At 39.8% G+C, this 12,731-nt stretch carries 5 protein-coding genes and 1 pseudogene; 2 read left to right on the forward strand and 4 right to left on the reverse strand.

The window, feature by feature from the left end:
• Nucleotides 1-4: 4 nt before the first annotated feature.
• Genes JEU79_RS06755 through JEU79_RS06770 form a run of 4 tightly spaced genes read right to left on the reverse strand, consistent with a single transcriptional unit; the run spans nt 5 to nt 3,984 of the window.
• Nucleotides 5-1,156, reverse strand: coding sequence for a Card1-like endonuclease domain-containing protein (locus tag JEU79_RS06755; RefSeq protein ID WP_246540530.1), 1,152 nt, complete (start codon nt 1,154-1,156; stop codon nt 5-7).
• Nucleotides 1,156-1,566, reverse strand: coding sequence for an NUDIX hydrolase (locus tag JEU79_RS06760; protein WP_198263486.1), 411 nt, complete (start codon nt 1,564-1,566; stop codon nt 1,156-1,158). The genes JEU79_RS06755 and JEU79_RS06760 overlap by 1 nt, the downstream gene beginning before the upstream one ends.
• 49 nt (nt 1,567-1,615) lie before the next feature.
• Entirely contained in the window at nt 1,616-2,374 is a 759-nt protein-coding gene (locus JEU79_RS06765) for a ParA family protein (protein ID WP_198263487.1), read from the reverse strand.
• Nucleotides 2,375-2,376: 2 nt separating this feature from the next.
• Nucleotides 2,377-3,984, reverse strand: a complete 1,608-nt coding sequence (locus tag JEU79_RS06770; RefSeq protein ID WP_198263488.1) for a CHAD domain-containing protein — start codon at nt 3,982-3,984, stop codon at nt 2,377-2,379.
• A gap of 778 nt (nt 3,985-4,762) precedes the next feature.
• Here JEU79_RS06770 and JEU79_RS28415 point away from each other — a divergent pair.
• Nucleotides 4,763-9,232: pseudogene (locus JEU79_RS28415) on the forward strand (beta-ketoacyl synthase N-terminal-like domain-containing protein); the annotation flags it as partial.
• 30 nt (nt 9,233-9,262) lie between these two features.
• Nucleotides 9,263-12,730: an SDR family NAD(P)-dependent oxidoreductase gene (locus tag JEU79_RS28420; RefSeq protein ID WP_425511166.1), complete on the forward strand. Its 3,468-nt coding sequence runs from the start codon at nt 9,263-9,265 to the stop codon at nt 12,728-12,730.
• Nucleotide 12,731 lies beyond the last annotated feature (1 nt).

Genomic DNA, 12,731 nt, shown 5'->3' on the forward strand with positions numbered 1-12,731 from the left:
GTTGCTAGGCTTCCTCTACCCATTGAACAATGTGTTTTTTTAACTGTTTCAATTTGTGTGCAGAAATAATACTCAGCTGATAATCGCTGGCACGACGGCGATTTGAATTTGTTAATTTATGATAGCTGATCAACATCGCTTTGGATTGAGTGCTGCCATAATGTTTCAAAGTGTCCAGCTTATATAAAGTGTTATTCCCCGCAGTATGTCCTGAATATTTTTTTGTTTTGCATTCGATGAGATAAAAGCGATTATTGGCCATAAAACAAATATCCAATTCATTTTTGCTACCGCCGGGTAGTTCAATTTCCAAGCCTATATAAATATCCTGAATCAAAAGCTGTTGTTTTAAGGCTGTGAGTTCCAAAAATACATATTCTTCCAGCCAACCACCATTACAAAAGAAACGCTCAGTTTCATTCTTGAAATTAAGTTGGCTACCATTAAAATCAATGATTTTTAAATGACTGAATAAATAAATCATAGAAACAAACTCGTGATCTTTTAAGTCACTATGCTTGATCGTCACCTGAAACGATTTATCGGTTCGGGCAGCATAATAATTAAACTTGCCCAGTGGTTTTTGATATTGTTCGATACCCTCAATGAGTGTCTGACAAAGTGTGATATGCGCCTTGCTTGTTTCTCGATTAGGTATAGAAGGTGGAATTGCCTTGATGCCATAGGCTAATAAATAATCAAAAATCTTCAGCCGATCATCCAGATGAAATTGATAGGAATGCCCTGAGATTAAAGGTAGAAAATGTAGTACATCGGTTTCTTTGTTGACATAAAAAACCGGCAATTGATATTTTTCAAAAAGCTCATGGCAGATCAAGCTGAGTAATTGGCTACCACTAGTGATATTCAGTGCCAGTGCATTTTTATCATCAGGGGATTGCTTGAGTTGCTCAATAATAAGCTCTTCGATACGTTGCACAATTGTTTTAGGCTCACGTTTATCAGTGATTTCTATAAATTGTGTTTGTATTTGATGATGATTGAAAATGAGTGATAAGTTTCGTGATTTTTCTTTATGCCATGAGCTAAAAATGAGTAGAATCTTATCCGGTTTGAAGCCCGGATGAAGAGAAGGGGGAATATTCAACTCTTCATTTTGTCCAACCAGGCAAATATGCGTTTTAAAGCGGCGCATCAAGACTTATGTTTAAATTTTTTGATGAAGTCTGCATCGGAGAAATATTCAATTGCAGCGAGATATTCTGTTTTTGTGACCATCTCCAATGCCTCTTTAATGCTGACTAATTTACGTTTCCGAAAACTTTGTTCCTGCCATTTATCCAATACCTTTTCAATATGCAGAGGGTAAATTATCAGTGTGCCGCCATCATCACGCTTAAACTCTTCTCTTAACTTCTTATCAATGATTTTTCCTCTGATCCCGGCTTCTTCAAAGCTTTCTAATTTGGCCACTTGAGCTTTGCTCATATCATCCTCTGGCTTGCCCTTGGGTAGAATCCAAGCGTTACCAGAGGTGATGGTAATGAGGATAATGTGAAGCTTATCTTTTTTATATAAAAAAGGAAATGCACCAATTTCAATCATGATTTATAACTTCTTATTTTAATGTTGAACATTAAACGATGGTGATGATTCATTTGTTTTTTGTTTTGCCTAGAATTGATACAATTTCATTAAATAAGGTGCGATAGGCCTGAGCATCACTCTTTTTTCCAGCATAGGCCAATACCGGCTCTCTATGAACACCCATGCGTTCAATTTCAGTAGAAAAAGCTATCATACTTTTCATAAACTCAGGATGACGTTTTTCTAATTCTGTAATGGTTTGATGATGTAATTTATTTTTACTCTGTGCCATAGAAAAAAATGGATGAATTATTTTTCGTTTATAATTATTATTGCGAAAAAACTTCAACAATTGCTCATAAGTTCGCTCAGAGAGTGTGGTTGGTATCACTGGAACCAAAATCATATCCGCTGCATTAAAAATATTCTCAGATAGTAAGTTTATATTGGGAGGACAATCTAAAATAATTAAATCATATTCATTTTTAAGGGATGATAACATCTCCTTTAAACGTTTTTTAGATTTACTCATATTATTAAGCATAATATCAAAGTTTCGAAAAGACAAATTAGCCGGTAAAATATCTAATCGTTTATAATTCGAACCACGAATTTGTTTTAGCAAACGATTTTTTTGAGAAAAGAAAAATCGCCTTTTTTCATTTTTGCTGCTGCCAATACGAAAGTAAAAAGAAGAAGCGCCTTGTGGGTCAAGATCAATTAAAAGCGTTTCATTGCCTGCTTTTGCTGCTGCATAGGCAAGATTTACCGATGCTGCTGTTTTACCCACACCACCTTTAATACTATAGGATGCTATGATTTTCATGTTTAGCTCCTAAACTTTTTGTTGCGTGATTTGGGCTGTTTAGCCGATTTCTTTTTCATGGCAAATGTTTCCTCAAAAAGAAGGCGGTTGTTTTCGTTGGAAAAAATTGCCAACTCATCAATACATTTTTCTCTTTCCTGAACCTGCATATTGTATAGGGTTGAAATGAGGCCACCTAAAGCGGCAATCAGCATGATCTCTTTTTTTGGTTTATGCTCAAGATTAATTAGGTAGTTCCTCAAGAAGTCACCTTGTACTGTTAAGTCATTAAAGATACCTAACTTATCTTGTAGTGATTTAAGATGGTTAGCGACTTGCTTCATTTTTTTCTTATCAAATTCACTACCGAAGAAATACAATAAATAGCGCAATTTTTTACAATCAATACGAATGTCATGGATTTTTTCATCAGCTGTGCTGCTGTTAATTTTTCTTGCTGCAAGATAAATCTTTTTATAAGATTTTTGAATTTTACTGACCGCCAGTTCAATCGTGGGGCGTTCACTCCATTTTGTTTCTACAGCAGAATATCCATGAACAAATTGCGCTTGTAATTCATCAATGTCATCACGATAGGCACGGCTTGCAATCCATCGGCTGATGCGTTTGGCTTCTATTTGGCGATTTTTTTCAAAATCGGTGAACATGGGGAGGAGATCATCGCGCATGGGTTCAGGCAATAAACCCATATAACGCGCCTTATCCATAATAAAAACATCCAGATCCCTAAGTTTATTAGTTTCTCTGGCCATATTCCCAAAGCGTTCTTTCAGGATAAGCACATCCTGAGCAGGAAAAACTTCTTTGAGTTGCACAATTGCTGCTCGTACCATGCGAATAGCCACCCGAAAATGATGTAAAAATTCGCTATCAATATCTTGGATAATGCCTTTTTCTGTCATGCGTTGCTTACTGATCATTGTGTTGATAATGTGACTGACAGCGGTACGTGCAGGCATTTTTGCCGGTAATTTGAGTTGAGGCTTGATATTAAAAGGAACGGGCATCACGCCGATAGCACCTAAAATAGTGTCTAAGGGGGATAAACTGGGCTTTAGAGGGTTTAATTGATTTAACAATCGATTGGCAAGTTTGTATTCTTTTGCATAGCCGGTAATGGGTGAAATTTTTACCTGGCGCATCAACGGTGTTCTGGGATATTCGGTGTCAAAAATAGAAATAAGCTGACAATGGACTAATAGTTTGCCATCCTCATTTTGTAAATTGAGTTGCTCAATTCTGAGTATTCCCTGATAAACAGGGTGCAATGCACGTAATTTAAGAATAGGTTTTAAAATCTGTTGTACTTCCGGATCGGGAAAATCCCACCAGAATTTACTTCGAGCATTGATATTATCAATTTCAAGCGCTGATTCATCATCAAATAAATGTGCTTCATCCCATAGGCTGATGCTTTGATTATTGGTGCGTACGGCCATGATTCTATGGGCGTACAAACTCCATTCAAAACTTTCAAGTAGAGAAAATGGGCCGGCTGTAGTCTCAATAGGTTTGACAATAAAGCTGGACTTTAATGTTTCCAGAAATTGTTTCTTGGTTAATTGCTCCGGCAGGAGATAGCTATTGTCATTGTTATTCGATGTTTTCATTATTCGATACGGCTCCAGAAATATTTCCTCATAAAATAGAAAGGTCACTCAATACTATAGCGAATAAGCATGAATAAATAAAGAAATCAGTTGATTAGCGATTTAACTGCAAGTGAAATATCAGTTGCTTTGTTAACTAATAGTTAACTTAAGCTCAGGTTGCGGGTGTCCCCATTTATTGCCGTTTTGACTAAGGTTTTTCCCTATAAATGAGCTACCTCCATTGATAAGCTCAAAAGGTCACGGTATAGTTTCCAGCATAATAATAATTTAACCTGATTATTTAGCTAGGTTAACCGTTGAATTAACAGTTTATTTAGCTTTAAATGCTGGGTTATTTTGGAATTTTAAACACGCTTGTATGGATGTGGGTTTGTGTTTTATAAGGGATTGTAAATAAGTATTTATTAAAAACTGATTTTTAAAGTCTAATTTTAGGCTGAATACTGAGTTAAAAATATATATTGTTCAATTTGTAAAATAATTACATTAATTCTTTAGAAAACAATAAGATGATAGTGGTTCTTAATGTCAAATGTAATAAGTGGCGTTCCTGTCAAATAAATTTCCCATAATAAAACGCTTACAATTTGTGAGTATTATGAAATTCCTGCATGATTTTTGTCATTATCTAGGTCATCTGAATTGACTATTAGGCGTGTTTGCTTGAAAATTACCCGTTAGCTGATCGATAGATCAGAATGTTCATCGAAATGGATGCTTTTGGCATTATTTCATCCCATTATTTTGTACATTAATTTGGAACACAGGTTTGACAATGGAAGATAAAAATATTATCGACAAAAAAATTGCTTCGCGATTACAAGAAACACCGATTGCTATTATCGGTATGGCATCGCTTTTTCCTGAATCCAGAGATTTACATGAATTTTGGGAAAACATTGTCGGCAAGATGGATTGTATTATTGATGTGCCAGCGGATCGTTGGGAAATCAACGACTTATACGATGCTGACCCATCTGCACCGGATAAAAGTTATAGTAAACGCGGTGGTTTTATTCCTGATATTGATTTTGACCCCATGGAATTTGGTTTGCCACCGAACATCCTTGAAGTCACTGATTCCTCACAATTATTGTCTCTGGTTGTTGCCAGAGATTTATTAAAAGATTGTGGTTATGAAGAAGGTAATTTTGACCGGGAAAACACCGGTGTGATATTAGGCGTAGGAGGCGGTCAAAAGTTAATTACGCCTTTGGTTTCACGTCTGCAAGGCCCAGTTTGGGAAAAAGTGCTCAGAAGTAGTGGTGTCGCGGAAGATGATATCCAAATTCTTATCGAAAAAATGAAAAAAGCCTATATTCCCTGGGTAGAGAATTCGTTCCCGGGTATGTTGGGTAATGTGATTGCCGGTCGTGTTGCTAATCGTTTCGATTTAGGCGGCACTAACTGTGTCGTTGATGCGGCCTGCGCCGGTTCACTCGCTGCTATGAAAATGGCGATCAGTGATTTGCTTGAATACAAGGCAAATACCATGATCACCGGTGGTGTAGATACTGACAATTCACCCTTCATGTTCCTTAATTTTAGTAAAACACCCGCATTCACTGACGGTGAAGTGCCTAAGCCTTTTGATGAAGACTCACATGGTATCGTTATTGGTGAAGGTGTGGGTATGGTCATGCTCAAGCGTCTGGAAGATGCCGAACGTGACAATGACCGAATTTATGCCGTGATTAAAGGCGTGGGCTCATCCAGTGATGGCCGTTTCAAAAGCATTTATGCACCACGCTCTACTGGCCAGCGTGTGGCCATCGACCGTGCCTATGATGAGGCCGGTTTTGACAAGAAAACCATTGATTTGGTTGAAGCACATGGTACGGGCACCAAAGCCGGTGATGCAGCAGAGTTTGATGGTTTAAAATTGGCCTTTGATTATGATGGTCATGAAAAACAACATATTGCTATCGGCAGTGTGAAGTCTCAAATTGGACATACCAAAACGGCGGCAGGTTCTGCGGGCATAATAAAAACTGCCTTGGCCTTATACCATAAGATCCTGCCACCAACGATTAACATTGATAATCCAAACCCTAAATTGGGCATGGATGAGTCATCCTTTTACCTTAATACCGATACTCGTCCCTGGATTAATGCTTCCAATACACCTCGTCGTGCGGGTGTGAGTTCCTTTGGTTTTGGTGGCAGTAACTACCATTTTGTGATGGAAGAATATGCCCCCGAAATGGATAAAACCACGGGTAAAGATTATCGCCTGCACAAAGTTTCCCGTTCTTTTGTATTAAACGCAGCCAATTCAGCGGATTTGGCTAGCAAGTGTGAATCATGGTCAAAGGCCTTGTCTAGTGATGATAGTGGCAAGGCTTATTATAATTTTGTGCAAGAAGCCGAAGCCAGTGATGTACCGGAAAACAATGCCCGTATTGGATTTGTCGCCTTGGATCAAGACGCTGTAATTAGTATTTTAAATACTGCTGCTGAGCAACTGAAAACACAAACAAATGATGTCTGGGATCATCCCACAGGTATTCATTATCGTGCCAAAGCCTTACCAAAGGATGCCAAGGTCGTGGCCTTATTCTCCGGTCAGGGCTCACAATACTTGAATATGTGTAAGGATCTGACGGTCAATTATCCGCCCATGCGCGAAGCCTTTGGACTAATGGGGCAACAATTCCTAGAAGACAATTCAACCCCCATCAGTCGTGTGGTTTTCCCCGAAGAAACCTTTACCCCTGAAGCCAAAAAAGCGCAGGAAGAAAAACTCAAACTGACACAATATATCCAACCTGCTGTTGGTTCAGTGAGTTCTGGTTTGTATAAAATGACTCAGGAAGCAGGATTTAAACCTGATTTTGTCGCTGGTCATAGTTATGGTGAACTGACGGCCTTATGGGCTGCTGGTATTATTGACGATGAAAGTTTCTATAGCTTGTCACGCGCTCGTAGTATCGCCATGGGTACACCACCGGATGCCGGATATGATGCCGGTAGCATGATGGCGGTTATGGGTGATGCTAAAGCAATTGAAGCAAAACTAGGTGATTATGAAGGCGTTGCTATCGCTAATTTTAATTCACCTAAGCAGGTAGTGGTCGCAGGTCCGACACAGGCAATCGAAGCGGCCAGAGAAGGCCTGAAAAAAGACGGCTTCTCAGCCGTTACCTTGCCGGTCTCGGCAGCTTTCCATTCGCCCTTAGTTAAATACGCACACAAGCCGTTTTCTGATGCCATTGATAAGATCACTTTTAATGAGCCACATACCACGATTTTTTCTAATGTCACGGCCAAGGAATATCCTCAGTCGGCGAGCAAAATTAAAGAAAGCTTTAAGCGTAATATGCTTAACTCAGTACAATTCACCCAGGAAATTAATAATATTGCCGATCAGGGCGGTACTATTTTCGTAGAATTTGGTCCAAAGAATGTGTTGACCAAATTAGTCGGTGCTATTTTAGCTGATCGTAACCACCTAGCGATTGCCATGAATAGCACACCGAAGAAAAACAGTGACCTAGTCTACCGTGATGCCTTGGTGCAACTAAAAATAGCAGGCGTTGATATCAATCTTAAAGATGTCTATCAAAAAGATGTAGAAGCGCCAGTGACTAAAAAGCCAGGCATGAATATCAGATTGAACGGTGCTAACTATGTCAGTGATGCGACTAAGAAAGCCTTTGAAGATGCTTTAAATGATGGTTATAAATTGCAATTACCGCATAAGCCTTCACTAGAGACCACAGAACCTACTCCTGCTGTGGCATCGACTATAGTGACAGCAACAGTAACAAAAGCACCAGTAGAAACAATCGCAACACCAATCGTTAATCAAGTCACTGAAACTCAAGCTGTAGTTGAATCAGTACCAGAACAACAATTGCTCCAAGTAAGCCAAACGCTTGATCAATCAGAATGGTTGCAAACTCAATCAGCCACTCTCAAAGCACATGAAATGTATCTGCAAAATCAGCAGGATTATTCCCATGGTTTCTTTGACATGATGCATCATCTGGTGGATGAATTTGGTACTCAGAATAAAGCTGTGCCAGATAATATTACTCAGGGCATGTCAGATCTGCATCAATATCAGCAAGATACCTTACGTGTCCATGAAAGCTATTTACAAAGTCAGATTGAGTTTAATAAATCCACTCATCACTTGATGGCGGGATCTCAGGCAACTACAGCTCAAGAAACTACAGCTCAAGTAACTACAGTTCAAGCAAGGTCAATACCCTCTGCACCCGTTGCCAATAATAATACCACAGCCTCAGCTGTTCCAACGTCTGCGCCGGTAGCACAGGCATCAATACCTACGCCAATATCTACGCCAATAGTAAGGGCTACATCGGAGCCAATGGCTAAAACAGTATTCACTGCTAGCGCCAACATTGAAAGCACTCCCCAGACAGTGACTAAGGGCTTAGATTCAGCGACTATCCAAAAAGGTATGCTAGAAATTGTGCAAGATAAAACCGGCTATCCGGTTGAAATGCTTGATTTGAATATGAATATGGAAGCGGACTTGGGTATTGACTCCATTAAGCGTGTTGAAATTCTCGGTGCCATGACCGCCAAGTTCCCTGAGTTACCAGAATTGGATCAGAATGACTTAGCAGAAATGCAAACCCTGAAAGAAATTGTTGATTATGTCGAAGCAAAAGCAGATTCTGCGCCAACACAAGTCGTATCGACAGCAGTAGCACCGACAGCAACATCATCTGGACTTGATTCAGCTCAAATTCAACAAGGCATGTTAGAAATTGTTCAAGACAAAACGGGCTATCCCGTTGAAATGCTTGATTTGAATATGAATATGGAGGCTGACTTAGGTATTGACTCCATTAAGCGTGTTGAAATCCTCGGTGCTATGACCGCGAAGTTCCCCGATCTGCCAGAGTTGGATCAGAATGACTTAGCAGAAATGCAAACCTTAAAAGAAATCGTCGATTACGTCGAGCAAAAGGCGGGTGCTATGGCAGCAGTCGCTTTTTCAAATCAAGTACCTGCAAATGAAGTGCCTGTAAACGAAGTGGCATCAGGCGGTATTGATTCAGCCCAAATTGAACAAGGTATGTTGGAAATTGTTAATGAGAAAACCGGCTATCCGGTAGAAATGCTCGATTTGAATATGAACATGGAAGCAGACCTCGGTATTGACTCCATTAAGCGTGTTGAAATCCTCGGTGCGATGACCAGTAAATTCCCTAATTTGCCTGAACTGGATCAGAATGATTTAGCTGAAATGCAAACCTTAAAAGAAATCGTTGATTATGTTGAGCAAAAGGCTGGCGCTATGGCACCAGTCGCCTCTGCAAACGAAGCGACATCAGGCGGCATCGATGCAGCTCAAATCCAACAGGGCATGTTGGAAATCGTTAATGAAAAAACCGGCTATCCGGTTGAAATGCTTGATTTGAATATGAATATGGAAGCAGACCTCGGTATCGACTCCATTAAGCGTGTTGAAATTTTGGGTGCGATGACCAGTAAATTCCCTAATTTGCCTGAACTGGATCAGAATGATTTAGCTGAAATGCAAACCTTAAAAGAAATCGTTGATTATGTCGAGCAAAAGGCGGGTGCAATAGCGTCAGCAACAGTATCAACAACAGCGTCAACAACAGTGTCTGTTTCTGCAGCTCCTACCATCAACTCGGCACAAATCAAACAAGGCATGCTGGAAATCGTTAATGAAAAAACCGGTTATCCCGTTGAAATGCTCGATTTGAATATGAACATGGAAGCGGACTTAGGCATCGACTCAATTAAGCGCGTTGAAATCTTAGGCGCTATGACAACTAAATTCCCTGACTTGCCTGAATTGGATCAAAATGACTTAGCAGAAATGCAAACCCTGAAAGAAATTGTTGATTATGTAGAACAAAAATCAGGTGCGAGTGCTGCAAACAATGAAAGCCCAGCTGTAGATATTCAAGAAAGTGCTGAAACGATTTCAGTTTCAATCGTCATCGACGAAGCCGCCATTCAAAAAAGCATGCTCGAAATCGTCAATGAAAAAACCGGTTATCCCGTTGAAATGTTGGATTTAACCATGGATTTAGAAGCGGATTTAGGCATTGATTCGATTAAACGCGTTGAAATTCTTGGTGCCATGACCAGTAAGTTCCCAGAACTGCCAGAAATGGATCAAAATGAATTATCAGAGATGCTTACCCTGGAAGAAATCGTTAATTATGTTAAAAGTCTAGTACCACAGGATAGCACTTTAAGTCGTGCGCTTTCGGAAGCCCCTGCGGATAATATCTTAGCTGAGCAGTCCGCTAATCAGGATTCATTTTCTACCACAGAGAGTATCGTGGTAAAAAAGTACCTGCCTCGACCTGATGTTTTAGGATCAGAAATCAGCGTCACGGGCCGTACCTGTTTGATCACCGATAATGGTGAAAAAATCACCGTTAATACCGCCAAAAACCTGCAAAACTTAGGCTGGAATGTCATTGTAATGCAACTGCCAAATTCCTTGGTGGCTAAGCCAAGTAGCTTACCCAAGGGTGTTAAAAGCATCAAATTGCCCAAAGTAAGTGATGAAGAACTAGCCAATACCCTGACTGCACTGACCAGTGAGCATACAATTAATGGCTTCATTCATCTCAGTGCCAAACCTTCAGCAAAGGGCAGTAAGATTAAATTTGGCAAACGTGAATCCACGATTTTAAAAATGGTGTTCTTTACAGCTAAACATTTAAAAGAAGCTTTAACTAATAAGCCAGAGCAGGGTCGACACTTCTTTATCAGCATGACTTATATGGATGGTGAAATTGGTACCGGTGGTCATAATCGTTTTGAGTTAAATCAGGGTGGTTTAAATGGCTTGATTAAAACGGTTAACTTGGAATGGGAAGCGGTCTTTTGTCGTGCCATTGATTTAAGCCCTGAAATTGATGACAAGCAGGGTGCTCAATTATTGATGGCAGAAGCCTTTGATCCGGATTTGTCAGTTACAGAAATTGGCTATTCAGATAATGGTCGAATGACTTTATCAGCTGAAGTACGTCCTCATGCTACTGTGGAATCAAACAATGCAAACATTACTGACAAATCGGTGTTTCTCGTCAGTGGTGGTGCAAAAGGCGTAACCGCTGCTTGTATTATGCCTCTGGCAGAACAGTATCATTGTCGCTTTATTCTTGCTGGCCGTGCACCTTATACGGGCACTGAACCTGAATGGGCGCAAGGTTGCACAGATGAGACTGAATTAAAACGTAAGATTATGGAGGCTATTAAAGCCGCAGGCGATATGCCAACGCCGGTATTAGTCAACAAGCGTCTGCGTGCGATTAAGTCAGATAGAGAAATTAGTAAAACCCTTAAACAAATTACTGACTTAGGTGGTCAGGCTGAATACATCAGTGCTGATGTGACGAATAGTGATGCTTTAAAAGAAATGGCAGCACCGGCGATTAAAAAGCTGGGCAAAATCACTGGCTTGATTCATGGTGCTGGCGTTTTAGCGGATAAACCGATAAATAAGAAGACCGAAGCTGATTTTAATGCAGTATTGAATACTAAGATTGATGGTCTGGAAGCGATGTTATCGCTGGTGAATAAAGACAATCTTGAATATCTGGTGATGTTCTCATCAGCGGCTGGTTTCTATGGTAATAATGGTCAATCTGACTATTCAGTTGCTAATGAAATTCTCAATAAAACCGCTTATCAATTCAGACATTATTATCCTAAGTGTCATGTCGTTTCCTTTAATTGGGGACCTTGGGATGGTGGCATGGTAACGGAAGAATTAAAACGTTACTTCAGAGAACGTAATGTTGAGATTATTCCGATGGCAGAGGGTGTGGAAATTTTTGCTAATGAATTGCATCAGGATCGTGCCGAGACTATTCAGCTTTTAGTGGGTAGTTCAATGCGTGCTGATATCGATAAGACCGATACACCTTTACGCTCTTTTTTGATTAATACTAAGTTGTTGTTAGAAGATAATCCTTTTTTGAATGATCATGTAATTGGTGGCAATCCAGTCTTACCATCAGCAACAGCATTGTCCTGGATGGCGAATATTTGTGAACGCATCAATCCTTCTCAGACGTTCTTTGAATGTGATGATTTTCAAGTATTGAAAGGCATTGTGTTTGATAAGGCACAGGCTGATTCTTATCAGGTGGATGTAACGGAGTTATCTAACGATGATAATATCAGTCGCTTGCAGGTGACAATTTCTTCTAAGAAAGCAGATGGTAAACCCGTCTGGCATTATAAGGCTGACATACTCGTGGCTAAAGAAATTCCTGAAGTTCCATTGTATACCCAGTCTGATTTGAATGAGACGCAAAATACCACGGGTGAAAGTTTGTATAGTGATGGTACTTTGTTCCATGGCTCGTTGTTTCAGGGTATTGAAAAAGTCGTCAACACGTCAATGAAGAAATTAACCCTATTATGTAATTTAGACAAAATAAAAGATAGAGAACAGGGTCAGTTTCCAATAAGCTCAATCAATCCCTTTGCCACGGACTTAATGTTCCAGGCCATGTTGGTTTGGGTCAGAGAACATCGTCACTTGGGCAGCTTGCCGCTGAAGTTTTTGAAAGTGATGAGCTATAAGGCGATTCCAAATAAAGAAGATTTCTATATTTCTTTAGATGTGGATTCTACGTCAGAAACCAATATGAAAGCAGACGTGATTATTCATGACCAAAAAGGCAATGTCTATTCCAGAGCCTTCGGTGCAGAAGTGACGGTGAGTGAAACTTTGAATGCCATGTTTAAACCAAAGAAGGTTTAAA

It is taken from the genome of sulfur-oxidizing endosymbiont of Gigantopelta aegis, assembly GCF_016097415.1.
In the GTDB taxonomy this organism is placed as follows: Bacteria; Pseudomonadota; Gammaproteobacteria; order GRL18; family GRL18; genus GRL18.

Coding starts and splice junctions, on each gene's coding strand:
- JEU79_RS06760 (WP_198263486.1), bottom strand. CDS start 1,566: ATGATTGAAATTGGTGCATTTCCTTTTTTATATAAAAAAGATAAGCTT.
- JEU79_RS06770 (WP_198263488.1), bottom strand. CDS start 3,984: ATGAAAACATCGAATAACAATGACAATAGCTATCTCCTGCCGGAGCAA.
- JEU79_RS06755 (WP_246540530.1), bottom strand. CDS start 1,156: ATGCGCCGCTTTAAAACGCATATTTGCCTGGTTGGACAAAATGAAGAG.
- JEU79_RS28420 (WP_425511166.1), top strand. CDS start 9,263: ATGGCACCAGTCGCCTCTGCAAACGAAGCGACATCAGGCGGCATCGAT.
- JEU79_RS06765 (WP_198263487.1), bottom strand. CDS start 2,374: ATGAAAATCATAGCATCCTATAGTATTAAAGGTGGTGTGGGTAAAACA.